Source organism: Candidatus Borrarchaeum sp. (assembly GCF_019058535.1).
Taxonomy (GTDB): Archaea; Asgardarchaeota; Sifarchaeia; order Borrarchaeales; family Borrarchaeaceae; genus Borrarchaeum; species Borrarchaeum weybense.
In genome coordinates this window covers 1-25,743 of record NZ_JAHPYX010000277.1, presented here as the reverse complement: position 1 = coordinate 25,743, position 25,743 = coordinate 1, and the positions used below count along the sequence as shown (strand labels likewise).

Here is a 25,743-nt window from a genome sequence, read left to right as displayed (position 1 = left end):
TTATACCTCCATTTCTTTATTATCATCATCTTTTGCAGAATCTTCTTTGATAGATTCTTCTTTTTTAGGAATTTTCGATACTGCAACCGTAGCAGGTCGAATTACTTCATTATCTAACAAGTATCCTTTTCTATATTCTTCAATTATTGTGTTATTGGGGTGATCTGAAGATTCAATCCGACTGACTACCTCATGATAACGAGGATTCATCCGTTTTCCTAAGGCGTCTATCTTTTTTACCCCTTCTTCTTTTAAGACCTTATTAAACTGATCTGAAATCATCATTACTCCATCAAAAAATGTAGAGTTAGTTAGTTCTTTGTTACTGGTTTGGGCAGTTGAAACGGCTCGTTCAAGATCATCTACAATAGTCAATAGTTTGCCCAATAAACTTATAATTCCAACTTTCTGTATTCGTTCCATTTCTTTTTTAGCTCTTTTTTGAAAGTTTTCAAGGTCTGCCTTCAAGTATTTTAACCTTTTTAAGTAATCTTCGGCTCGTGCTTTTTCAGTCTCTAAATCTTCTTTTAACTGCTCTATCTTTTCCGCTTCGGTCATTTCAATTTGTATCTCTACCTCATGCTTTTCTTTTTCTGCACTACTTGCCGCGTTGTTATTTTCATTTATTTTTGTTGCGTCATCTTTAGTCTCATTCGTCATTTGTGAGCCTCCACTCAATCAAGAGTAACAAACTATACTATGCTTTTTTAATACAGAAGCGTCTATTTAATAGACGCATATAGATAAATTTTACTTTTCATTTAAGTTAAACATTAATATTTGATTTTCTTTTTACTTGGGTGTTTTATACATATTTTCACGATTAAATATCATCTTTTAATTTAGAAAAATATTTAATCTGTTGCTTTATTACTTCTTATTGATTTTTATACAAAATGTGTTCATTTTATAGCAGATTAACTAAGTCACTTTTGGTGACATAATAAGTTCATTTACTGCCATATTTAAAGTTAGTGGTTAAGGTCATTAGCATATCAATATTCGAATGAGTAAGTACCGATATAAGAGCAGAGTATTCACCAAAGTTTATAAGATTGATATACAATAAAACATTAACAAGATAAGAGCAATTATTATGAAAAAAGAGCTCACAGAGACTCATTTTAGATCTTTTTTCAACTAGATGAAAGATTGCTATTTTTAGTAATTCGCAAAAAAATACTTATAAATCAAACTACTGAGAGTTGGTCACGAAATAAAACAGATACGCCACAAAATACTTGACATACCTTTTGTTTTACCATTTTACACAACATAAGCGGACGTAGATGTATTTCACGACAGGATCAATAGGATGTGTACGATTACATTATAAATATACAATGAGGCGATTTTATGGTTGAAATTGGAGTGCTTGGTGTTGGTGAATGGGGAAAAAACCATGCACGGGTATATAGAGAGTTGGAAAATTCAAATTTAGTCATGGTAGCAGATTTAAGCGGTATGAGGCTGAAAAAACTCAATAAAACATACAAAGTAGCTGTGACAAATGATTATCGTGATATCTTAAATAATCCAGAGATAGAGGCCGTGAGTGTATGTACACCTAGCTCAACTCATTTTGAAATTGTAAGAGAGTGTTTAGAGGCAGGAAAACATGTTCTTGTGGAAAAACCCATGTGTTTGGACTCATTAAGCGCTCAAAAACTGATTGATATTTCTGAAAAACAGAAGAAAACCTTAATGGTAGGACACATCTTTCGTTTTAATCCTGCCGTAAGAAAATTGAAAGATGAAATCAGTAAAGATAACTTTGGTAGAATATTCTTTTTGTACGGCTCAAGAATGGGATTAAGAACGCCAAGAGATGATTGTGGCGTTATCTTCGACTTTGCACTCCATGATTTTGATGTGTTTTGTTTTTTATTAAACGATTTGCCCATTGAAGTTACAGCAATAGGAACGCCATACTTACGAGAGCCATATGAAGATGTGGGAATGGTTACACTTCGCTTTCCAAACAAAATCCTTGCTCATATTCAGGTCAGTTGGCTTACTCCAAAGAAAATAAGAGATTTGTGGGTAGTCGGGCAAGAAAAAAGTGCGAGCTTGGACTACATGTCGCAAGATATTGAAATTTATGATATTGGTGTTGTCCCAGAATATGATTCCTTTGGTGGATTTAAACTTATTACTCGAGAGGGCGATACATACAAACCATATATACAGAACTTAGAACCACTCAAACTGGAACTTGCTCATTTTCTAGAATGCGTCGAAAACAGGAAACAGCCTCTAACGGATGGAAAAGTTGGTTTACAAGTAATTAAGATCATCGAGGCGACATATAAATCCATAAAGGAGAAAAAAACAGTTGATTTGAGGGAATAAAGTGGAGTTTCTTAAGATTTATCCAAATGTTCAACTCGGAACAGATGTAGTGATTGAAGATTTCGTCATAATTGGCGCACCGCCACGTGGGAAAAAACCAGGTGAATTAGCAACTACGATTGGAGATCATTCACATATACGTTCACATTCAATTATTTATGCCGGCACAGAAATTGGCAGTGGGCTAGAAACAGGACACGGAATAATGATAAGAGAAGGGAATATAATAGGTAATGATTGCTCTATTGGAACGAATAGTGTCCTTGAGAACGATAATAATATTGGAAATAATGTGAGAATTCACTCTAATGTCTTCATCCCACAGTATACCGTAATAGAAAATAACGCTTGGATTGGACCGAATGTAGTGTTAACTAATGACCCCCATCCGCCCTGTGCAAAATGTATGAAGGGTCCAATCATCAAGAGATATGCCAGGATTGGTGCACATTCTACAATACTGCCAAAATTGACCATTGGAGAAAATTCATTGGTCGGCGCAGGATCATTGGTCACAAAAGATGTTCCTCCAAATTCAGTTGTTATGGGACATCCAGCAAAGTTCATAAAAAAGATTACTGAAATTGAATGCAAATCCGGTATTATTGAGAAACCCTATCAGGAGATGTAATGATGATACCTTTCGGAAAGCCTATCGTGACTGAAAAGCAAAAAGAGGCTGTATTAAACGTATTATCGACCACCTCATTTATCTTAGGCGAGAATGTTCACAAATTCGAAGAGGAATTCGCAGCTTATTGTGGAGCAAAGTATGGGATTGGTGTAAGTTCAGGTACTGAAGCTTTATACTTAGCTCTATTAACTGCAGGAATCACTGCGGGTGATGAAGTTATAACCGTACCAAATACCTTTATAGCGACATCAAACTCAATTATACATACTAATGCTACCCCTGTATTTGTGGATATCGATCCTATTACATATACTATGGATGTAGATAAATTAGAAGAAAAAATCTCGAATAAAACACGCGCTATAATTCCCGTACATCTCTATGGACACCCAGCGGATATGGATCCGATCGTTGAGTTAGCCACACAGTATGATATTCCCGTAATTGAAGATGCCTGTCAGGCTCACGGTGGAAAATACAAAGGAAAACCTACAGGCTCGCTTGGTGATCTTGCATGCTTTAGTTTTTATCCTTCTAAAAATATGACGGTTTGTGGAGATGGTGGAATGGTCGTGACAGACAACGAGGAATTTACTGAGAAAATCCAGATGTTACGAAGTCACGGTCAGAGGGTGAAAAATAGACATGATCTCATTGGATTTACTGCCCGTCTTAGTGAAATCTCAGCAGCAATTGGAAGAGAACAACTCAAAGAGTTAGATAACTGGAATAAGAAAAGAAGGGCAAATGCAGCCTTATACAATGAGCTCTTAGAAGAAAGTGTTATTAAACCGATCGAAAAGGAATGGGCATATCACGTTTACCATTTATATGTAATTCAATGCGAAAAACGAGATGAATTAGTAAAATTCTTGACCAAGAATGAAATTGGTGTGGGCATACATTATCCTATCCCGATTCATCTCCAGCCATCATATATTGATCGATTGCATTTTACTTCAGGAATGTATCCTATAAGCGAAAAAATTGCTAATAAGATAATATCGCTCCCAGTTCATCCTGCACTTACACAAGAAGATGTACAGTTTGTTGCAGAGAAAATCAGAGAATTTTACCGCTAATATCCACCACTAACATGACTGATACCAATGAGTACAATTGTAATTATTCCTGCTATGGATGAAGAAAAAAAAATAGGTATAGTAGTTAGTGGCATTCTAAAATACGCAGAAGGACTTGTAGACGAAGTAATAGTAATAGATGATGGTAGTAGCGACAAGACAGCGATTGTAGCTGAAAAAAGTGGTGCAACAGTCATATCTCATCCTAAAAATAAGGGAGTAGGCGCTGCTATCAGGACAGGTATCGACTATGCGGTACAAAATAACTTCGACATTTGTGTTGTAATGGGTGGAGATGCACAAGACGACCCACATGAAATAAATCGTGTGATTTCGCCTATACTAAATGATACATATGATTTTGTACAAGGATCTAGGTTTTATGGGGCAGTAGTAAATTTTCCCATTTTCCGGAAGATTACTACATATCTATTCAGTCTTTTTTTTAAGATAGTTGCAGGAGTTAAAATAACGGATGCCTCTAATGGATACAGAGCATTCCGTACTAAAATAGTAAAAGATCAAAAAATTAATCTTCATCAGCACTGGTTGGATAGATATGAACTAGAACCTTATTTACTTCTACAGACAATCAAAAAGGGCTATAAAATCACAGAAGTCCCAGTTACCAAGATGTATTTTAAGGAATTAGGCTACTCCAAAATGAAACCTATCTTAAGTTGGTGGCATATTTTAAGGCCGCTCATTAAGGAAATTTTTCATAGAATTTCTATCTAGATTTTTCTATAAAGCACATCTGTCGCAAGTGGACTTTGGTCATTTTTACAGATCCTATCAGATATCAAACATAGTCATAAAATAAAATTTCTTGATTCCTTCTTTTTCTCATTTATGGGATTTCTCTTTCTTCACAAAATGATACAGCTGTAATATGAATTCCTTATCGTTCAAAATTGAAATCCTATTTTCGTATAGATTTTTGTTGAAATGGATTAAGGCAATCGCGACCATATAAAGAACAACATAGGTTATTGACATGGAAAAAAATATAGTAGCTGTCACTTCTAACCTTTTTGATAAGAAAGCCAACCCGTAGATAATGATCGTTAGATAAGTGGTTATATGATATGCAATAATCCAGAAAGCAAAATAGGTGAATTTTTTAAAACAATTCATGAAAATTAATACAAATGGGAATGCATATACGACGTATTGATATCCCGCCATCTTGAAAGTCAACAAAAAAATTAAACTAACAATTGAAAATCTTTTTATTAAAGCCCTATCCGTACTGAGCGGGTTCTCTTTTTTTATTTCGTAAAAATAATCTGCTAGAACATAGATGAATATACTCCCTACCTGAATCCAAACTGAAATGACAGATACTAACTCATTTCCTCTAGATATCAAGAAGATCCAATACCAAATCGAGTATGGTACAGATATTCTAGTTGCTTGAAAGAAAATCCCGGAAAGAATTTTCGTCCCAAAGATTAAATAAAATGGAATGTGAATTAACACTGTTAAGGCAAGTATGCTCCCCACATATATTACCGTTTTTTTGAAACCATCGCGTTCGAAATAATACCATATCAACGGAATTGTGAATAATATTGGATAGAATTTCGTCAAAATGGCTATGGTGATCGATATCCAAGCATACCAAGGCCTATTTTCAACGGCGAAATATAAAGTGGAAACAATAAAGGCCATAGGAAGCAATTCCCATCGACTTATAGTTATCCACCAAACTACAGGTAATAGAATGAAAATAAACATTATATTTGAAGCATAGATCCTTTCAAAATAACGTGAAACCAGTCGCATTGTCAAAATAACAGTAATAATTTCAAATAACACGTTAAGCAGTCCCATATATATCACATGATAATGAAATGGAAGTAAAAAAGGTATACGTGACGCCATTAGAGATCTAGTGGTAACTGCCGCTTGTCCTACCCCAATTAGATATGCTACTCCTAAAACAGGAAATTCAAACAGATATTGGAACCGTTCTATTTTAGATGATCTCATTAAAATTATCTTATAATCAAGCCATTCAGCAAGCCATGTAAACATGTACCATTTGCTTTCCGCTATTGAAAACGTTGAAAACACAATAACAAAATACACGAAATTCACGAAAATTATGAAGAATATCATATAGAGTTCATTTTTTCTCATAAACCCCGCCTTTCATAAGGGCTCTAAATTCTCTTAAAATATCATGTTCACGCTTTTTAGCATTGTTTGAAGACTGTATTTAACTTATAAGGGAATTTATTCTCAAGGTTAATCAATTGATCTATATTAATGCTTCTTAGGAGAAACAGAGATCATAAAGATTGTTGTAGTTATTAACAAAAAATAAAACAGAATTCTTTTGATGAGGGCGTCAATGGTTTTTACGAGTAAAGTAGATTAAAATCAATTCGTTACTAGTCTATATGGAGATTCTAAACACGCTTTCAATAGCCATCTCATTTACTTGACGTATCCTCAATTTCATAAACTAATGAAATTTTATATTTTCGTCCAGACAAAAAGCAATTAAATTCTTCGACACCTAAGAGATCTTCAATGAAATTTAACGAATTTATTACCAACAAATTAAAATATTGATGTTGTATTTGCTACCTTCGAAGATTTACGAGTCTATTATTAAAAATTAAGAATCTCGGGCACTCATTCTAAGAATATATGGCGATGTTAGATGCAAAAATACAATAAATATACATCCTTCATATTGCTCATACTGATAGTAGCATTAGGGTTTCTCTTACGGGTTTATAATGTAGGGTATCCATTAATGAAAGTAGGTGATGAGGTAGAGCATGCTATAGTTGCTAATAATGCTATGAAACATTTTAGTAGATTGACTTTGTTCGATGACCCCTATTTAGCACCAGTTAAAAACGGTGGTTGGAGAGATTGGCCTAAAGCTCATGTTTGGCTCAATAAGCCGCCATTTAGTTTTTGGTTGATAGCACTATTCATGTTTATTTTTGGTCCAAATGAGTTTGGATACAGAATTACAGCTGTTCTATTAGGTACTTGTTCCCTTTTTATCACCTTCTTGATTTCTAGAAGATTATTCGGGGAAAGAACAGGATATTTGGCTGCATTTATTCAAGCAATTTGTCCCATAACCGTATTATTTGATCGCGGTACCTGGATACCAGGTGGAATTTTTGCTATCTTTAGTTTTTGGCTTGAACTTACTGTATTATGTATTATTATTAGTTATCAAGAGAGAAAGAATATTTTCTATATATTTGCGGGACTTTTTAGCGGAATTAGTTATTTATCGTTGTCATTTGTTGGTTTTATACCCATCCTCGCGTTAGTCATAAGTTTATTCTACAAAAAGTTAAAAAATAAGGTGGGAAGAGAATCATATACACTTTTACTGTATGTCATAATAGTCTCTTCTCTGATAATAATTCCGTGGGAGATAAATTCATTTCTTCAATATGGGCGGGTGTACCCAACAGAGTTGTTCACGCACTTAACTGTAAGTTTAGCGCCATCAGGACCTTGGTATTATCATTTGGAGATATTAAACGAAAATTTGTTAGGGCCTTTATTCATCTTGTTTATCTTAGGATTCATTACTCATTTTAAACGAATTAAACACTCATTTTCAATGTCAGATCTATATTTGTTGTCTTTAATTCTCCCAAGCATTATTATTTTTTCTCTCGCTAAATCAAAATTTCCCCATTTTCTTTTTCCGATCTATCCATATTTCTACATAATAATCTCTAACTTTTTAAGCGATCAAACTGATCTTATAAGGCAAAAGGGTTTTTCATTGTTCCATCTCTTTTTAGTAGCATTTACCTTTATTTGGGTGATTAATGAGATTCAAGAGCGCTTTTTGATTTTCGAATACATAATGATTCCTTTTTCAGTTCTTCTGTTTTCATTTCTACTAATTGATTCCACAAAATATCCTTATATTATTAGGATAAAACAGGAAAAGACTTTTGTGATCAAACTTATACTGTTTTTTGTTTATTTAATCGGCGCATGTTTATTCGGACCATTTTGGATTTTTAGTAAAAATGTCTTAGGAAAACAGTATTTTTTAATAGTAAGTCGGCTCATTGAATTCAATCAGGATTTTTCATTCTTTGGGAGCAGTTTCTTTATTTCAATAGCCGTTCTAATTCCATTTCTCTATATTTTCTATAATAAGCAGATGAAAAAATCTCGCATATTTTTTCCGCGAGTTAAAATATCTATTGTACTATTTATTTCACTATTATTTATCAGTGGCACACTCATTACATTACTTGGATGGACTACTCAAGGTTGGGCATGTTTGTTTAATCAACGCTTTCAATATCGTGAAGTGGGGTATTTTATAAGAGAAAACACAGATCCAAAGACTGTAATTTACGGATTAGATGAAATAGATAGTTATAAAATAATGTTTTATTCAGACAGAACTGCATTACCTGGATATCCTTCATTAGAGAGAATCAACGAATTAAAATTGAGAGGATATGACGTATTGATACTCTCAAACACGTCTCAAGTGCCCTACGAAGCAAATTTAATTTATGCTGAAGAACAAGGAATCTTTCTGTATGTTCTTTAAGGTTTAATGTTCAATAAGTATTTACACAAATTTTTAGTGCTTCAAAAATCTTATATTTTCGAAAAATGTTCCCTGATATCTGCATTTCTAGACCCGGTGTTATGTTTATGGAATTTTTGTATAATTGTGCGAAGTTGCCAAAAGATCACAAATCTTTGTCAATTATAAATTCAGCTGCTGAGCGATTATTTAAACGGCTTAAAAATCTTAGAGTTGAAGAACTAGATATCTCGGATTATAATAGAACATATCTAAAAAGTTATTTAGAGGACCTATATGGCACATTGCAAAAATATTCTTATATCTTAGCATTATCTTTAAGCACTTCTAATTTGTCTCTTAATAAACTTACCTTCATAGACTATGGCGGTGGAACAGGAATATTAAGTTTATTGGCTAAAGAATGTGATATTGGTACAGTGATCTATAACGATATTTATGATGTTTCATGCAAAGATGCGAAAACAATCGCCCAAATTATTGGAAATGAAATTGATTATTATATTCAAGGTGAAATTGACGATTTAATCAAATTTCTAAGGAAAAAATCAATGTCTTGTAATGCTATAGCATCATCTGATGTTATAGAACACATATACGATATAACCAAATTTTTCCAAAAAATGAAGTTTTTACCTGGAAAATCAATAACAGTGGTAATGAGTTCAGGCGCAAATATGTTAAATCCCATAATCAATAGATCAATAATGAAACAACAAAGGGAAATAGAATATACAGATAGAGTTAAAATAAAAGGGCATAAGAAAAGGGATTGCCTAAAGGCTTATTCAAAAGTTAGAAGAGAAATTATTTCTAATTTCGAAGGTTTAACCAACGAGGAAATTGCAAGGCTGACTAAAGCAACTAGGGGTATGATAAAAGAGGATATCGAAAAAACCATATCTGTATATCTTAAAACAAGTCGACTACCTAAAGAACCAATCCATCCTACAAATACATGCGACCCGTACACCGGAAATTGGGCAGAACATTTAATGGATCCGTTTAAATTAAAAGAAATTTTAGCAGAAGAAGGCATTAAGGTAGAGGTCCTAAATGGGTATTATACCGAATCTAAAGACATCATAAGAAGAATAATTTACAGTCTTTTGAATCTCTCTATTACCAAATTAAAGAAGCAGGGCATTAGATTGTCTCCCTTTTATACGATTTATGGTGTTAAGAATTGATTGTAGCATCTAAGAAACCTTATTATAGTTTTAAGGATTGTTTATTCAAAAAATGCATAATTTAATTTACAGGGAAAATCACCAATCTTTCTGTATCTCCTACGACCTCTAGTTAATAATGCAAAACTTATATCTGCATCCAGCGCATATGAGGTAAAAAAGTGCTCAGTAAAGATAATAATTCAGCATTTACGAAATTTCTAATTCGATTAGGGCGTTTCACTCAAGAAACACTCAAAAAACATCTTAATTATTACACAATTTCTCTCATATTAGTAGTTTGTCTTTATAATATTCTTCTTTATAATCTTAAGATTCTAGAAATGAGTTGGGATGGCGCAGCTCATGCTAGCAATGGAATTATCCTGCATGATATGATTCGAGATGTCATCATAAGGGATCATAATTTTTCTCCTTTTGCTTTGTATGATTATATTCTTAAATTTAATTTAGAATGGTATGCCTCGCTTGGTGGATCGATTGCTCACTACGGGCTTTTTGTGCCATTCCTCTTCATGCTTTCTTATTTCATTTTAGGAATTTCCTATTCTTCTGCATATCTTGTTATTATTATCATGGGAAATATCTGTATCTTAACAACTTTCTTCTTAGGGGCAGAGTTATTCGATAGACGTATTGGTTTGCTTGCAGCGCTTTTTCTAGCATTTTCATCGGTGTTTTTCGCATTTTCAAAAACAGCACTCCTGGACATTCCTGCAACGACGATATTCACTCTTTCAATTTATTCACTAATTCTCACCAAGAAAAAGTTAAAGAAAAAACAAGATCCAAAAAAGCAATCATTTCTTACTGGTTTACTTGTAGGCCTAGCCTTTATGACGAAGCCTACAAGTATCCTTCTTCTTCTTGTAATAAGTTTAGCATTTATACTAAACTATGCGCATATAATAAAGGATCGAGGACTTTTAGAATGTTGCCAAAAACTGATTAAGACCCTGAAAAGTAATTTATGGATTTTCTATGGCATAATCCCCGCTCTTCTCTTAATTAGCTTCCAAGCAGGCATCATTATATTTTCGGGTTCGATTAAGATTTGGTTAGCTTATGGAACAAATGAGCCCCACACCTTCCTAGTAACAGTTCAAGGATGGCTTTTCTATATTATAAGAATTGGACTTACAATTCCAGAATTGGGAGGAGTACTCATTGGCTTGTGTTATGCAATTTACAGAAGGACAAAGAAGGATAAGTTATTACTTTCATGGTATTTTGTCATATACATAATCTTCTCATTTATTCAAGATAGAGAAGCAAGATACTTTCTACTAGCATTTCCTGTCATTTTTCTACTATCTGCGCGTGCTCTGATTAAGATACATGATCGTGTAAAAAAATATCGTCCTAGTACTGTTAATGTAGGAACAATCGTTGTAATCGCAATAATATTCCTTGTTGGATTGGTAAATACACTGCAGCATCCTTATCCCTATTTTTATAATCCTCAGATGCCTACATCCGAGACTGTAATGGAAGACGCTGCCATATTTTTAGTAGAAAACAAAGCAAAAACTATGCAATTGACATTAAATCCAACTATATCACCATCGGCGATGACTTTCTATATACTTAAACATGATCGAGAACATGAAACGAGATATTTTGACGTATTATGGACAACAAGAGGAGAACTGACTGTTGATGAATTTAGAGATTTAATTACACAACTTAACATTTCACATTTACTTATTTCAGATCCAGGAAATATGCCAATGTATGAAAACTTAGACAAATATGTCAATTATATTTTAGAAAATCCTAAAGAATTTAGCCTGGTTAGAATCTTTCAAGGAGAATACAGTATTTACGTTTATAATGTGCTATAACCAAATTTGATCTAACAGCTATCTCGATTGCACAACTTCAATCGAACAACTCTAGTTTCTTGGCTAAATTATTCAGAGATACATATTCAACTTCATAGTTATTTTCTAGCAAGCTACAAATATTTAAGAGACTCTTATAATTATCCTCAGAACATTTAATCTTTTTAGTATCATGCTCTACAAATTCCCATGAATGTGCAAAAAACACTAAATGTGGTTTAAACCCAAATGAAATTTGATAAGATGCTACGATTTCTACGAAATCTAAAAACTCGTTTTTACTCATTGACAGAACACTTGGGAAAGTAAACCGATCATAATAGACAAGTGGAATTATATGATACTTTAATTGGAATTTAGGTATTGGATTAGCAGTATGAGGAATCATTAATAAACTATCATAAAACTTAGGTAGAGGTTTAACTCCTAAATAAGATGGAAGAGAAGAGTCTATCTTAAAATCATAGTTCTTTATTAAAGACAAGGTTTCCTTATTAATTACCAAATTAGGTGCCCTAAACGAAGTAGGTCGCTCTAAATCATTTTCTTCAAAAATATCTAAAGAGATTGAAATTAATTTTCTCTTTTGTTTTAAATCCAGAGATTTTTTGCTATCCCACCACTGTTCATAGCCCCAAAGTTCATGAGCATATCCATGCAAGCCTAATTCGTGTGTTTTTTGAAGATTTTTAAATTGAGTCGAAAAATCGTTTATGAGATTTGCTTGAATAAACAAGGTCGTCTCAATATTTTTTGATTTAAGTAATTTGTTCATCTTATGAAGAAAATTACCGATTGGTTTAATCTTGTTGTTTATTGGATCTTTTTCTATATCGAAAGTTAATGAAACTGCTAATTCTTTTACTTTATGTTTTTTAGTTCTTCTACTTGTTAGAATCTTTTTCAATAAATTGTAGTGTAAATAAATGGGAAATCTGCTATCAGATAATAAACTTCTTAGATTTTCCATTTAAGTGAACACCCGATTTTAAGATTTTAAGTCTAAAACTGCATCTTACGTTAAAACTTTTTTCTTCATCAAAATATCCCGAAGTCATTCAACGAACTCAAGGTAACCTATTGAACATAGTACCTTTTTAAAAATTCGAAAATAGGCGAAATTAGTTGAAATATGACCGGAATTTCGGCAGAATACATGATGAACAAAAGAGCAACAGAGTAATTCACAGCTATCATTAAAATAAAGAGGATTTTCGGAAGTTTTGGAGAGATCTCATATAACTTATTCGACTTAAGTTCTCCACAGCCTAATATAACGGCGGAGAAGAGTCCAGGTAGCCATAATCTATCCCAGAAAGGTCCTGGAGCTATTATTCTAGCAATAATAAAGAGGAATAGCCAAATTAATAATATCCAATATTTTTGATTCCTAAAAACCTTGTAATTGGAGAATACTAAAATTGGGAGGAAATGAAAACAAACAATAATTGAAAAAATAAACATGAAAGGAGAACGAGCAGTACTATAGAGTCTTTCTAAACCACCTATTCTTCTGTTAAGGATAACTGGCAGAAGATCAAGACTCAAAACAAAAGAAAGCCAAAGAATGAATGGAATTAAAATAGTAAAAAGAATAAGTTTTCCTAATATTTCGGCATTCATATTTTCTTTCATTTTTAGAAGGGTTAACAAATAGAAACTTATTGGAACTAATAACAAAGGAAAAAGAGAGTCTTTAGTGAGTACTGACAATGTGAGTATAATTGAGAGAATAACATATTCCTTAAGAAGATCTGTTTTAAGAGAGCGATATATATAGAATAAGCTTACTACAGAGAAAAAAGCGGCTAATGAATCATTCATTGGACGTGCAATGTTTGAAATTACAGTGTAACTCGAAATATAAACGATGAGAATTTTATTTACTTCATCTTTTAGTCCAATGTAAATTGCAAACTCTCTTAAATAAAGTAAAGTAAGCATTACTGAAAAGATTGATACCAAGATGCAGGAAAGTTTGGCATCACCTACGATAAAGAGAAGCAAGGCTGAGATGAATGCAAAAAACGGTAAATGTGGCTGCCAACTTAATTCATATAGGAAAGGGGCCATATCGTAATTCCAATCTAATATTTTGTTTCTAATATTAATTGCATAAATATACCATAGATCCCATGGATCTGTTAACGGATCCTGAAGATTAAATAACCATAGAGACAAAAAGATTGAGATGCAGGTCATTATAAGAAGATGGAGAGTCAAGGAAGAATATGCATCTAACATTTTCTTCTTTAGCGTTTGAAACATAAACTCCCTCAAATTTCAATTAACTTAAATTCTTTTGGTATAAATTAATTATTTCACTTTTTGGTGTTGGGGTTTTTTGCATTGGAATAATAAGGACCCTCCAAATAACTTAGTAAAGTCATTTTGACCAAATACATGTCCAATGAACGAATCAATCTTTATTAGTCGTTTAGTAAATTGTTCACTGCACCAATAAAAACTCCCAAGACCTGGAAGGTAGAGTGTTGGGAGAAACGGGCAAAATATTGATCCTAAAAACCTAGTAGAATGAGTTTGGCTTATTTTAAATCCAGATTTAGTTATCCACTGTTTTATTTTACTAGTCAAATAATTTTTCTGAAATGGGACTATTTTGAAAATTACAGTTAGGAAATGTTCGAGATAGTTTTGGAGATGGAAACCCCCAGGGACATCAAATACGACAATACCACCTTCTTTCGTAATTCGGTAAGTTTCTTTAATAGCCGACAAAGGATTTGGAAGATATTGAAGCACAGCAGTACATGTTACTCTATCAAAACTATTGTCGGCAAAAGGAAGTTTCATTGCATCTCCCAAAACTAGAGAAAAATCCTTACCCTTTTTCACCGTACTTAACATTTGATCTTTGATTATGTCAATTCCAACTATTTCTATTTTGGGATAATTCAGTTTAATTTTATTAATTAAAAAGGCGTTTCCACAACCAACATCTAAAACTGATTCAGAATTTTGAAGTTCAAGAAGTTTGATTGTTATATCTTTAGTTTTATGATAAAAATATTCCCTTATTGGGTTTTTTCTATATGTTTCAAGTTTTTTAGAGGGCTTTTGATATTGGTTTTTTAATTTGTCGACCATTATTCATGCCTTCATCTTAATATCTAAGAGGAAAATTACATAGAAGTGAGTTAGAATGGTCCATTTTTAGGTGGGAAGAGGTCTATCGCAAGCTGTTTTATAAACTAATTCATAATTTGCTGTTATTGTGTCCCATTGGTATTTCTTAGATTCTGTAATCGCATTCATGCCGATTTTTTCTCGCAGTTCTTCATTTTCCATAAGATATCTTATAGAGTCTACAATTGCGCTGATAGACTTTGGTTTTATCAAAACTCCAGTAGTCCCATCTTGTAATAGTTCTGAAAACCCTAGGCTTCTTGTTGCAATAATAGGGCATCCACATGACATAGCTTCAAGGCCTACCAACGGTAAACCTTCAAAACGAGAAGGAAATATGCAGATTGTTGCTTCGTTATATAATTTTGGCACATCCTCATCTGGAACAAATCCTAGAAATTTAGTATTTGGAAGATTTATTCTATTTGATAATTTTCCTCTTCCTGCAAAATAAAAATTATATTCTGGCAAGGTTTTTGCTGCTTCAAGCAACTCTAATATTCCTTTTCTTTCTATAAACTGTCCTACATAGAGAATCATATTCTTCTTTCTTTCTATGTGTAATGGTTTGAATCGTTTATCTATCCCGTTTGGTATGTAAAGACTTTTTATTCCGTATTTCTCTTTGACATAATCCACCATCCATTTCGAAACACAAGTAATCACGTCTGCTGATTTTAGAACGGGTTCTGCAACTAATTTTGACTTAAATTTCTTAGGATATATACCATCTCCATGACAAGTTATTATTAGTTTATCATGTTTGATTAGCTTTGGTATTACCTTCCCCCAAAGCCCTACCATGTGGCAATGCATTACATCAAAGCGTATATCTCTTAAAGACTTACTCATTGCAAATTTGCCGAATCTAGTATAAAATAGTGGAAAAGGTATTTTGTGAATGAAAACTCCGTGCTTTTTTTCAATCCCCCTTTTTCCTGCTGCCAGAACGTGTACTTCGTGGCGCATGGCGAGTCTTATTGCAGTTTCCCAAGCGACTCTTTCAGCACCACCTGGAAATGGTGGTAGAAAGATGCTACTTAACAGAATTTTCATTGTTTACATCCTGAAGAAATGATAGGCAATTAAATTTTAAAACTTCATATTAGATAGAAGTTGAATCCTAAAGCGCTTATCGCCAGCTTTTTGTGTTCCTAACATAAAAATACTTACTAATCTTCTAAACTAAAACTTTTTCATGTTAAGTACAATGTCAAATTAAAAAATCCTTTAATTCTTTTGGAAAACGCCCGCGCGTAGAATATATAAAAGGAATCATAGAAGAAGAAATGATTATCAGAGTATCATTCCGAAATAACTTTACAATGAAAGTGGATGTTTGAAGACTGTGAAAAAAAGCACATCTGAACTGTGGGATAAATTTTGGACAGACACTCCTACAACAAAAGAAGATGTTTTCACTCTGATGAAAGAAGAAAGTGGTATTAGATGGCAAAGAATCGAAAAAATTGTATTACAGGAATTTGGAGATTTTAAGGATTTAAAAGTCATAGAACTTGGCGCTGGTACTGGAACAAATGCTGCTTTAATGGCAAAAAAGGGAGCAAAAATTACACTGCTTGATTACTCAGCAAGCGCTCTTGAAAGAGCAAGAGAATTGTTTGAAAGAAATGGGTTATCTGCTGAATTTATTAAACAAGATGCACTATCTCTACCAACAAACTTGCCTAATAAATTTGACATTTGTATGTCCTTTGGTCTTGTCGAACATTTCTGGGGGGTTAAAAGAACCAAGATAATCAAAGGCCATTTTGATGTTTTAAGAAAGGGTGGAATAGCCTTTATTTCAGTTCCTAACAAATATAATCTGCCATATAGGATATTCAAGTTTGTTGCTGAACATACTGGCAGATGGCGGGTCGGCGAAGAATATCCTTTTTCAAGAGGAGAACTTAGAAATATTTGTCAACAAATTGGAATTATAGACTGCTCGTTTTTTGGAGATTCTTTATTTTCCTCATTTGATTTTATTAATCCCTTCAAACTTATACGAAAGGCGTATGGAATTAATAATCTAAACACTCACATGAAAAGAGAAAAAGGGACATTTCTAGACAGTCATCTAAGCTATGCTTTAGTACTTTATGGGAGGAAATGACGATACCAAGAAAATATCAAAGGCTTGTAGGTTAAGTTCCTATATTTGACAATAAAATACTATCTTTGTTATTGATACAAGCGGAAGACTGCATATTAAAAGATAAAATAAGGGAAACAAGAAAAAAGCAATTAGATGTCTTATTGATTCTCTTCCTTTGGTTTGCTATTTTCTATAGGTTTGCTATTTTCTATATTTATCTGCTTTGGATGAATATTTTCGATATCATATCTTAAAATTGCTTGTGATTGCGCTATTTCACCTATTTTTCTTTTTAGATCCTTAAGAGAGCCATAAATGATGAATAGGAGCATATATGACACGATGGTACTTAATATCAATGTTGCAAATATACTAGTCTGCAATGTCAGTGCAGGTAATACCAAATTAGCTATTCCGGGGTAAATAAACGTAATTGCAGCGCTAATCCAGATGCCGACCCAAAGAAGAAAATCCCACAGATTATAGCGCTTTTTTTTATAAAAGATGTACGTCTGGACAAGGGCAATTGCTACTAAAACAATTCCAAGTATTTGAATGCCTTTAAGTTGCATAGATTCATCACTCATTTTGAATTGTAATGCTTTTTGCTACATCTTTCAATAGGGTCATAAATAAATTAAGGTACTAGAGCATACAGAGTATGAAAAAAATGTGTGGCAAAACAAAACAAAAGGTTTTTGCAATAATTCCTGCATATGAAGAAGCTAATTCGGTGGGTAGAGTTGTATCAGAAGTTCTTCCCTACGTTGATAAGGCGCTTCTAATAGATGATGGTAGTCGCGATGGTACAAAAATCGAGGCCAAAAAAGCAGGAGCGTATGTTGTTCCACTACCTTTAAATCTTGGTCAAGGAATGGCTCTGAGAACAGGTTTTATTATTGCAAAAAGGGAAAAAGCAGATATCATCATTACTTTAGATGCTGATGGACAACATGATCCTAAGGAGATTCCAAATTTAATAAAGTTCATAGAAAATGGAAAAGCTGATATCGTAGTAGGATCAAGGTTTCAAGGCGAACATAACTCCACCCTTGTAAGATATTTGGGAATTCAATTTTTTACATGGATTGTCCGAAATTTGGTTGGTTTAAAAATTAGTGATCTTACTTGTGGATTTCGCGCATTGCGAAGAGAGGTCTTGGAAAACCTCAAGCTAGAACAAGATCAATATTCAGCTCCAGAACTACTAATAAAAGGAGCGTTGGCAGGTTTTAAAATTATTGAAGTTCCTGTAAATATAACATCAAGAGCTTTTGGCAAACCAAAGAAAAAAATGTCCACATATTGGTACGGATTGTTAAAATCGATTTTTTCCTCGATATCTGAAAAATAAAGCCAAAAATGAGTTATCTCCTATAGGAGGAGATCACTTGACGGTAGATTTTTAGGGTTTCATTTCCTACATGTGTCCACGCAAATTTGTCTTTTACAAATTCATAAGCGTTTTTACCAATCTCTTCTCGATTTTGTTTATTTCTTAGTAATGAAATTACGGCTTCTGTGAGTTGATGCACATTACCTTCCTCAACGAGAACCCCTGTTTTCCCATCGATAACCTGTTCTTTAATACCTCTAATCTTAGTTGCGATTACAGGTTTTCCACAGGCCATAGTTTCTAAAAGAACTCTTGGGCTACCTTCTGCACCAAGAGAGGGTAAAATTATAATGTCTGAAGCAGATATTAACTCAGGGATCTTGGAATACTGGATCATCCCTGTGAAAGCAATATTTTTGATGCTTAACTTTTTCGCAATGTTTTCTAACTTTTCTCTATAAGTTCCTTCTCCAACGATAAGATACATACAGTTCTTCACAAAGGAGTTTACATGTGGAATTGCCTTTACAAGTACATCAATTCCTTTTTGAGGGACTAATCGCCCGATAAAGGATATTAAATACTTCCCATCTGAAGGCAAGTATTGTTCTCTAGTATTTTTTGAATCAATATAGGGATTAAAGATTTCAAAATCTACAGCATTTGGTATATGAACTATAGGTGTTGTGATGCCATATCTGCGTACAAGTTCAATAAATTTAGGGCTTACTGAAACAAGACAAGAATAGGGAAGTTTATATGAAATTAATTCAATGGTTTCAAATAGCTTTGCTTTAAAATAGCTGTTTAATATTTTTTGCCATCTATTTAGGAAGTATGAAAAATTTGAGGCGATTAACGGCCTTTTTAAACAATTCCGTATTAAAAAAAGAAGCATACTAAGCAAGGGCGTAGAAGTATGAATCAAATCAATGTTATATTTGCGAACAATGAAAATTGTTTTCTTTAATAATTTAAAAATGAAAAAAATTCGTTTTAATAGATTGGCAAAATGAAATTTCTCATCAGGAATATAATTCGTAGGTAACCTAAGTAAAAATTTGAACGGGTGAGGAATTTCTTTTCGCAGAGAGGGTGACTCACCAGTCAACACAAATACTTCGAGGCCCGCTTTAGCCAGAAAGGATGCGATATCATGATGATCAATCTCTCCACCGCCTCCCTGAGGAAACCATCGTTCAGTAACAAAGAGAACTCTTACCATTTTGACCCAAAGCTCATTCTGGTTGTCTTGTGTGGATTACCTTACAAATCTTGTTTTTAATATATGATCTATTTCATTAGTTTAAGAAAAATATCTGCAAATTGACGTCCAATTACATTCCAATTGAATCGTGTATTTATCGATTTTTGAGCCATTTCACCAAATTTAATTCTTAGCGGATCGTTATCTAGGAATTGCGTTACATAAGTATACAGTGCCTCTCTGTCATATTTATCAATAAGAATCCCTGTCTTCTGATTTATGATTATTTCATGCACGCCTCCTATTTTATTTGCTACTATAGGTTTACCACTCGCAGATGCTTCCAATAGAACGGTTGGCAAAGCATCTTGAAAAGAAAGATATAACACTATATCTGCTGCAGCATAAATTCGCTCAATATCTCTTACAAAGCCAGTAATAATAGTCTGTGAACTAATTTTATGCTTCGCAATTTGACCTTTTACCCAATTAAGGAAAAGTCCATCGCCAACGATCAGAAATCTAACATCTGGATTTTCATTCAAAATTCTCTTAATCGCCGGTAAGAAAAATATTAGTCCCTCAACCTTTTCAGGAAAATTGAAGTTTGAAACACAAACGAGGAGTTTTTCATCTGTAATCCCATATTTCCTTCTATAAACCTCTCCATTCTCTTTTAAATGAAATCTATCCAGATCTACACCATTATAAATGGTGAAAAGTTTTTCGGGTTGTAAATGATGTTTAATACCAATATCTTTAAGATAATTGCAGACTGGAAACACTGCGTTTGCGTATTTTAAACAAAGATTTCCCAGAACATTTCTTGCCATGTTTTTTACCAAAGAAACGGAATTCTTATGATAGATACGTTGTTGTTGCAATTCTTTCCAAAAATCTCCTCTAAGCCGTACAAAAAGTGGATATGCTTTAAATAGTTTCATTATTAGAGAGAATGATCCGATTAATGGGATTGTATCAATCATTATTAAATCAGGTGAATCTCTGCGAACATGCTGATACATTTCCACAAATTTGTATTTCTTAGGTGACAAAAAAGATTTTAGATCCACTATCTTACAGATTATTCCTTTCTTCTTTAAAGACGATTTAAACTCTTCTCTTGCTCTTAAACTTGCGAATTCGCCTCTTTTTAATCTGTCCGAGAAAAATAATAAGTTCATGATTTTCCTCACAACTTTTTGATAGGTTCACATCTCCCGCCTCTGGAAGCCCCTACCCTTTAGGGTGGGATAATTGACTTAGAAGATGTTCATAGGCCTCCTCATATCTTGGGACAGTTTTATCCCATGTATAGTGTTTCTTGATTTTTTCTCTTCCATTTTGTCCCATCTGAACTCTTCTCTTAGGCGAATGTATCAAGTCTAAGATTCTTTCTGCAAGTTCTTTCGACGATCTGGGTGCAACTAAATATCCATTTTTTCCGTCCTCGACTAACTCAGTATTTCCGCCAACAGGTGTTGTAATAACAGGTTTCCCACAAGCCATTGCCTCTAAAATAGTATTAGACAATCCTTCTGTAAGGGTGGGGAGGACAAAAATATCTAAAGCAGAGTAAACGTTAGGCAGTTCTTCTTTTGGAATAAATCCTGTAAATATAGTGTTAAAGTTTTTGTCTTTTCTTGCTAGAAGTTCCAATTCTTTCCTTTGGGGTCCATCCCCTACAATTAATATCTTAACATGATCCATTTTTTTATTTATTAATCTCAAAGCCTCAAGTAAGTATTTTACACCTTTAAGGGGGACAAGTCTTCCTACAAATCCAATTACCTCATCTTCTTCATTGATTCCAAATCTTGTTCTAATCTTAGATCCTTCTTTATTTGGAGCATATATGACCGGGTCAATACTATTTGGAATAACTCTGATTTTAGATGGTGATGCACCAAGCCATAAAGCACGCGTCACTAATCTTTTTGCAAGTGGTACTATTAATGATGCTTGCTTAACGACGAACCTACTAATTGTAGACTCATACATCTTAAAAACAATGTCCACAAGCTTTCGATCAAATGTCTGTGTCATGCCTAATACTGAAAGGAGGTATGGAAACTCCTTTATCTTTGAAACAATGGCAGCCGAGAGACTGCTTAAATAATGAATTGTATGAACATGAAGTATATCAATATTAAAGTGTTTAATGTATCTAGAGATTTCAGATACCATAAATGTTGCAGCATAGGGTAGATTGGGCATGTAAATTAAGGGTTTTTTTCTAAAAACCTTTACACTATCAAATTCTTCATAGGCCTTTGTATTCCTCACTTTAGAACAGATGACATACACATTGTGACCGCGTTTGGCAAGTTCGAGAGATAGCCTCATACCGAAATAATTACCGCCTGGAGGTTCATAGAAGTGATGGGTAACCATAAGAATATTCATTATACTTTTTTCCCTCAATAGAATGTTAAACCTGCGTTTCATAAATTGAATAATTATCTCATCACTTTGTTACTAACTGCCTCAACGTTTAGAATATTTGATTCTATTATCTCAGAAATAATATAGTTTGAGATTTCATAATTTCAGCCACTAAACTATAAGAATTATCAAAATCTTTTTATATATTTCATAAATATCGGATCTAACATAAGTTCTTTACAAGATCGCGGTATATTTTAAGTAATTTTGATCTCCAAATAAAAATTGTCCCATGTAATGATTCGATGATTCTTATGGTCATAGAAAACCTTCAAGATTTTCTTACAACTGTCATAAGTGCTCATATCATTTACAGATATCGATTTATCGAACTATTCGCACTTGGTGTTCTATTATTCATATTTGCTCTTAAATCTGGGTCGTTTTCTGGTTTTTCGAAACCTATTTCTTTATCAAAAGTAGAGAACAAAAGAAAACTTATCGTAGTTACTATAAGTTTGATTGTTCCCATATCAATAATTTATATTCTTATGAGAACTTTCCAGTCTTCTCCGTTTTTATCGATGGTTGTACTTTCTCTTGGCGTGCCCTTTATCACTGTCTTTGGAATTAAAGGTATGTCAAAATTAATTGAAAAAGATACTCAAACAACTGCTCTGTTTCATAGACGAATAGAGAAAAAACGACTATTTCTCATGCTATTGTGGATAATCTTATTGAGTTTCCTGATTAGATTTTATTTTACATACATTCGATATTATCCACGAACGGGAAGTTGGGATACTCCGCGATATTTCAGAAGAATGATACTCTCTTCGAGTGCCTGGGAACAAAACTTACCTAGAAATCCCTTCTACATTCTTTACATTTTCCTTGTGTCAAATGGGCTGGATTTAATAATAATGCCTCGTTTAGTGATCCCATTAATTTATTCACTTTCGATCATTCCTTTCTACCTCTTGACAACTGAGATAACTAATAATGAAAAAACAGGCATTTTAAGTTCCTTTCTTTTTGCTATGTGTGCAGAATCAATTAGACTTATTGGCGATCTATATCGAAATGTTTTTGGCATATATTTCTTAATTTGGAGTCTTTTTTTTACAATTAAATGCATCAATTCCCACAGAAAATACCTATTCGGATTTCTTGCATTTTTTTACCTTGCATTAACATCCTTAACACATGAAATATGCCTTTTAGTGTATTTTATTGTAATGATAACATATTCTCTCGCTGCCCTTTTTGTGCAACATAAAAAGAGTATTGGATTCCAATGGCTAGCATCTATGATTCCATTTTTTGTAGCGGCCATCATTTATTCATTTTATTTTCCTGGATTCTTAATTTCTATAACTAAGCCTATTGAACCAATACCTGCAGTTATATCACTAGCGCGACTGGGAAACAACTGGTTTTTTTCAGTAACTACAGATGCCTTAGCTCTCATTGGCGTCTATTTTTCTATAAAGAAAAGAGATTTACAATATGTTTTTGGCACATCCTTTTTGATATCTATCTATGCAATTTGGTTGCTGTCAGGACCAGTTTTTGGCTTCTGGTATTTTCTTGTCCGTATTCCTGAAAGATTTTATTTATTTGCCTTTATTCCTGCATCATTTTTAGGAGGATTAGCTCTAACACATATCTTATTTACTAAGAAATTTAGAAAACATTGGAAATCCAGTCTCATTGTATTAAGTATGTGCTTATCAATGAGTGGTTATGATATCGTTTCAGTCGTCTACTTTGACTATTTTTATCCCCCTTTAATAACAGCACGTGAGTTTAAGGCAGCATATTGGTTGGAAGGTAATGCTGAACCTCAAGTAGCCGTACTCGCAAATCAAGAGATGGGAGCAAATTTCTTTTGGCTTTCATATTATTTATTGGGTTCAAGAACAGTCTATCAGATGAGACCATACCGCAAATTTGAGTATTATGATTCTATTCTGGAGACATATTATGTTTTCATAAGTTCTTTAAGTCCCAAGGTTAGCAATTCCGATTTAAATAATATAATCGGGCTGAATAGGATTTATTATGATGAACAAGTAACGATATACGCTCGATTGTGAAATATCCGTCCTAAAGACGGACGAGGAACTTGCGGTTTTACAAAAGCGTAGGGGCACTCTCTTCATTGTAAAAGCGCAATGTTTCCAACAAACCTTTTTCGATCGAGTACTGTGGAACAAATGATAATTCCCTTTGTATCTTCTTAATATCAGAAGTAATACCTTTAATATCTCCTGGTCGTGGAGATTCGAACAAAATCTTTGAACTAGTCCCTGTTGCTTTAATAATTTTTTCAGCTAGATCAATAACTTTTGTTGCGATCCCGGTTCCAACATTGTAAATCTCTCCGTGTATATCACTCAAAAAACATGAAATAGTAGCTCCAACTACGTCACTCACATGCACAAAATCTCGAAATTGTGTACCGTCACCATTAATTTTTAAGGGGCTTTGTGCCAACGCGTTGCGTATAAAAACATCCACAGCATTTCCTCTTTTTTTTGGTCCATAAACATTAAAATATCGGAGAATATTTGTCTTTAATCCATATAATCTGTAATAATGCTGACAATATTTTTCCGCTATCAATTTATTGAGTCCGTAAGGATTTTTAGGGTTTTTTTCAAACGTTTCAGGTATCTTCTCTCCCGTTGTCCCATAAATTGCTGCACTAGAAGCAAAAATGAACTTTTCGACTTCATGTTTTCTAGCATCCTCTAACAGAAAAAAAGTCCCATTGACATTTATATCAAAATCTAGAATTGGGTTTCTTACTGATTCGGGAACACTTACATGTGCCGCATGATGAAAAATGCATTCTACATCTTTTAGCAGATCTTTTAGATCGTTTATTTTTCTTATATCTCCGAAGATGAATTCTGCGTTTTTAGGAACGTTTTCTCTTTTTCCGGTATATAGATTATCTATGATACGGACTGAGTATCCCTTTTTTAGTAATTCTGAGGCCAGGTGGCTTCCAATGAATCCAGCACCGCCAGTTATTAAAATCAGCATTTTTTCCTCCTTTATTTCATCATTTTGTTCCTAAGAGTTATTCTTCAGTCATTGCATGTCCTTCCGATATTTCTTTGTAAAAAAGAACTCCAATGATCCCTCCGGCTACGCCTATTAGAAATCCTGAAACAAAAAAGATAGCTATCATACCAATGTGTGAGAGATTTGATAATAGTACCAAAATTGCATAAAAAGGTAGAGTAGAGCTACAAATGGCTATGCTACTCTTAACTTCCTCCTTAACAAAAGATCCAGTAATACCCCCCGAAATTCCCTGGTAAACAATTTGTTTAAACCATGAGTTAAATATCTCTGAAGAAAAAGTACTCAATATCAACTGAACTTTAAATGTAAATATGGCGTTAAGAGCTACACCTCGTCCTAAAGTCCAGTGACTTATCCGGTAAAACTCTGTTCCTGCAAAGAGATAATTTACAAGCAGATATATAAAAACTCCCATAAAAAGGGATGGAAGCGCTGAACGCGCATTTAGCTCCTTCTTAAACTTAGTGATTACGTTTTCTACTTTATTCATAATATGAATTCTTATATTCAAATCAAATCATCTCGATTTACTTTCAAGGCTCTGATATTAATGTATTTCATCAGGGATTTTTTTTCGCATCTGAACTAATCTTATACTCATATCAGGTTATTATTTATTGAAATAAATTAATAGACCTCCACCGAATTCCTTAACAAAGGGTATTTTTTCGAGAATAATTTCAATAGGTCTAGCCAATTTACGTTTTATTCCAGTCCACCAATCTGGGATCCAATGTTTAGTTTTTATGGAATATTTAAGATTTAACCTTTGTAAAACAGTTTCTATTTCTTCCTTTTT

At 33.4% G+C, this 25,743-nt stretch carries 23 protein-coding genes; 10 read left to right on the top strand and 13 right to left on the bottom strand.

Going from position 1 to position 25,743, the window contains the following annotated elements; all coding sequences use genetic code 11:
• Nucleotides 1–660, bottom strand: coding sequence for a nucleotide exchange factor GrpE (locus QVB70_RS17960; protein WP_287589186.1), 660 nt, complete (start codon nt 658–660; stop codon nt 1–3).
• Nucleotides 661–1,356: 696 nt separating this feature from the next.
• Between QVB70_RS17960 and QVB70_RS17955 the strand changes: the two genes are divergently transcribed.
• The 4 genes from QVB70_RS17955 to QVB70_RS17940 are packed head-to-tail and all read left to right on the top strand — an operon-like array spanning nt 1,357 to nt 4,806.
• Entirely contained in the window at nt 1,357–2,352 is a 996-nt protein-coding gene (locus tag QVB70_RS17955; RefSeq protein ID WP_287589184.1) for a Gfo/Idh/MocA family oxidoreductase, read from the top strand.
• A gap of 1 nt (nt 2,353) precedes the next feature.
• A complete protein-coding gene (locus tag QVB70_RS17950) occupies nt 2,354–2,983 on the top strand; it encodes an acyltransferase (protein ID WP_287589182.1) in 630 nt (209 codons plus the stop codon).
• Entirely contained in the window at nt 2,983–4,068 is a 1,086-nt protein-coding gene (locus QVB70_RS17945) for a DegT/DnrJ/EryC1/StrS family aminotransferase (protein ID WP_287589180.1), read from the top strand. Before QVB70_RS17950 ends, QVB70_RS17945 begins: the two co-directional genes overlap by 1 nt.
• 27 nt (nt 4,069–4,095) lie before the next feature.
• On the top strand, nt 4,096–4,806 hold the full coding sequence (locus QVB70_RS17940; protein ID WP_287589179.1) for a glycosyltransferase family 2 protein: 711 nt from the start codon (nt 4,096–4,098) through the stop codon (nt 4,804–4,806).
• Between the two features lie 108 nt (nt 4,807–4,914).
• On the opposite strand, the gene QVB70_RS17935 is transcribed toward QVB70_RS17940, so the two are convergent.
• Nucleotides 4,915–6,213: a hypothetical protein gene (locus QVB70_RS17935; RefSeq protein ID WP_287589177.1), complete on the bottom strand. Its 1,299-nt coding sequence runs from the start codon at nt 6,211–6,213 to the stop codon at nt 4,915–4,917.
• 529 nt (nt 6,214–6,742) lie between these two features.
• Here QVB70_RS17935 and QVB70_RS17930 point away from each other — a divergent pair.
• From QVB70_RS17930 to QVB70_RS17920, 3 genes are all read left to right on the top strand, one after another.
• Nucleotides 6,743–8,635, top strand: coding sequence for a glycosyltransferase family 39 protein (locus tag QVB70_RS17930; protein ID WP_287589175.1), 1,893 nt, complete (start codon nt 6,743–6,745; stop codon nt 8,633–8,635).
• A 107-nt stretch (nt 8,636–8,742) separates the two neighbouring features.
• Nucleotides 8,743–9,825, top strand: coding sequence for a hypothetical protein (locus tag QVB70_RS17925; protein WP_287589174.1), 1,083 nt, complete (start codon nt 8,743–8,745; stop codon nt 9,823–9,825).
• Between the two features lie 161 nt (nt 9,826–9,986).
• Nucleotides 9,987–11,669 (top strand): glycosyltransferase family 39 protein, encoded by a 1,683-nt coding sequence (locus tag QVB70_RS17920; RefSeq protein ID WP_287589173.1) that lies wholly within the window; start codon nt 9,987–9,989, stop codon nt 11,667–11,669.
• A 37-nt stretch (nt 11,670–11,706) separates the two neighbouring features.
• On the opposite strand, the gene QVB70_RS17915 is transcribed toward QVB70_RS17920, so the two are convergent.
• The 4 genes from QVB70_RS17915 to QVB70_RS17900 all read right to left on the bottom strand — a co-directional run bounded on the left by QVB70_RS17915 (nt 11,707) and on the right by QVB70_RS17900 (nt 15,872).
• Nucleotides 11,707–12,639: a polysaccharide deacetylase family protein gene (locus QVB70_RS17915; protein ID WP_287589171.1), complete on the bottom strand. Its 933-nt coding sequence runs from the start codon at nt 12,637–12,639 to the stop codon at nt 11,707–11,709.
• 107 nt (nt 12,640–12,746) lie between these two features.
• Entirely contained in the window at nt 12,747–13,937 is a 1,191-nt protein-coding gene (locus QVB70_RS17910; RefSeq protein WP_287589169.1) for a glycosyltransferase family 39 protein, read from the bottom strand.
• Between the two features lie 48 nt (nt 13,938–13,985).
• Nucleotides 13,986–14,777 (bottom strand): class I SAM-dependent methyltransferase, encoded by a 792-nt coding sequence (locus tag QVB70_RS17905; protein ID WP_287589167.1) that lies wholly within the window; start codon nt 14,775–14,777, stop codon nt 13,986–13,988.
• 66 nt (nt 14,778–14,843) lie between these two features.
• Nucleotides 14,844–15,872 carry a glycosyltransferase family 4 protein gene (locus QVB70_RS17900; protein WP_287589163.1) on the bottom strand — a complete coding sequence of 343 codons (1,029 nt, stop codon included), beginning with the start codon at nt 15,870–15,872 and terminating at the stop codon, nt 14,844–14,846.
• Between the two features lie 292 nt (nt 15,873–16,164).
• Here QVB70_RS17900 and QVB70_RS17895 point away from each other — a divergent pair, with 292 nt between their 5' ends.
• Entirely contained in the window at nt 16,165–16,935 is a 771-nt protein-coding gene (locus tag QVB70_RS17895) for a class I SAM-dependent methyltransferase (protein ID WP_287589161.1), read from the top strand.
• 140 nt (nt 16,936–17,075) lie between these two features.
• On the opposite strand, the gene QVB70_RS17890 is transcribed toward QVB70_RS17895, so the two are convergent.
• Nucleotides 17,076–17,489: a DUF2304 domain-containing protein gene (locus tag QVB70_RS17890; protein ID WP_287589159.1), complete on the bottom strand. Its 414-nt coding sequence runs from the start codon at nt 17,487–17,489 to the stop codon at nt 17,076–17,078.
• Between the two features lie 89 nt (nt 17,490–17,578).
• On the opposite strand from QVB70_RS17890, the gene QVB70_RS17885 reads away from it, so the two are divergent.
• A complete protein-coding gene (locus tag QVB70_RS17885) occupies nt 17,579–18,271 on the top strand; it encodes a glycosyltransferase family 2 protein (RefSeq protein ID WP_287589157.1) in 693 nt (230 codons plus the stop codon).
• A 13-nt stretch (nt 18,272–18,284) separates the two neighbouring features.
• On the opposite strand, the gene QVB70_RS17880 is transcribed toward QVB70_RS17885, so the two are convergent.
• From QVB70_RS17880 to QVB70_RS17870, 3 genes are all read right to left on the bottom strand, one after another.
• A complete protein-coding gene (locus tag QVB70_RS17880) occupies nt 18,285–19,478 on the bottom strand; it encodes a glycosyltransferase family 4 protein (protein ID WP_287589156.1) in 1,194 nt (397 codons plus the stop codon).
• Between the two features lie 68 nt (nt 19,479–19,546).
• Nucleotides 19,547–20,644, bottom strand: a complete 1,098-nt coding sequence (locus QVB70_RS17875) for a glycosyltransferase family 4 protein (RefSeq protein ID WP_287589154.1) — start codon at nt 20,642–20,644, stop codon at nt 19,547–19,549.
• A 52-nt stretch (nt 20,645–20,696) separates the two neighbouring features.
• Complete coding sequence (locus tag QVB70_RS17870) at nt 20,697–21,866, bottom strand: glycosyltransferase family 4 protein (protein ID WP_287589152.1); 1,170 nt, start codon at nt 21,864–21,866, stop codon at nt 20,697–20,699.
• A 293-nt stretch (nt 21,867–22,159) separates the two neighbouring features.
• On the opposite strand from QVB70_RS17870, the gene QVB70_RS17865 reads away from it, so the two are divergent.
• Entirely contained in the window at nt 22,160–23,944 is a 1,785-nt protein-coding gene (locus QVB70_RS17865) for a hypothetical protein (RefSeq protein ID WP_287589150.1), read from the top strand.
• A gap of 37 nt (nt 23,945–23,981) precedes the next feature.
• On the opposite strand, the gene QVB70_RS17860 is transcribed toward QVB70_RS17865, so the two are convergent.
• The 3 genes from QVB70_RS17860 to QVB70_RS17850 form a co-directional block, all read right to left on the bottom strand.
• Nucleotides 23,982–24,899: an NAD-dependent epimerase/dehydratase family protein gene (locus QVB70_RS17860; RefSeq protein WP_287589147.1), complete on the bottom strand. Its 918-nt coding sequence runs from the start codon at nt 24,897–24,899 to the stop codon at nt 23,982–23,984.
• Nucleotides 24,900–24,936: 37 nt separating this feature from the next.
• Nucleotides 24,937–25,434: a hypothetical protein gene (locus tag QVB70_RS17855; RefSeq protein WP_287589146.1), complete on the bottom strand. Its 498-nt coding sequence runs from the start codon at nt 25,432–25,434 to the stop codon at nt 24,937–24,939.
• Between the two features lie 120 nt (nt 25,435–25,554).
• Nucleotides 25,555–25,743, bottom strand: a 189-nt coding sequence (locus tag QVB70_RS17850; RefSeq protein WP_287589144.1) for a hypothetical protein, incomplete at its 5' end; no start/stop codon positions are given.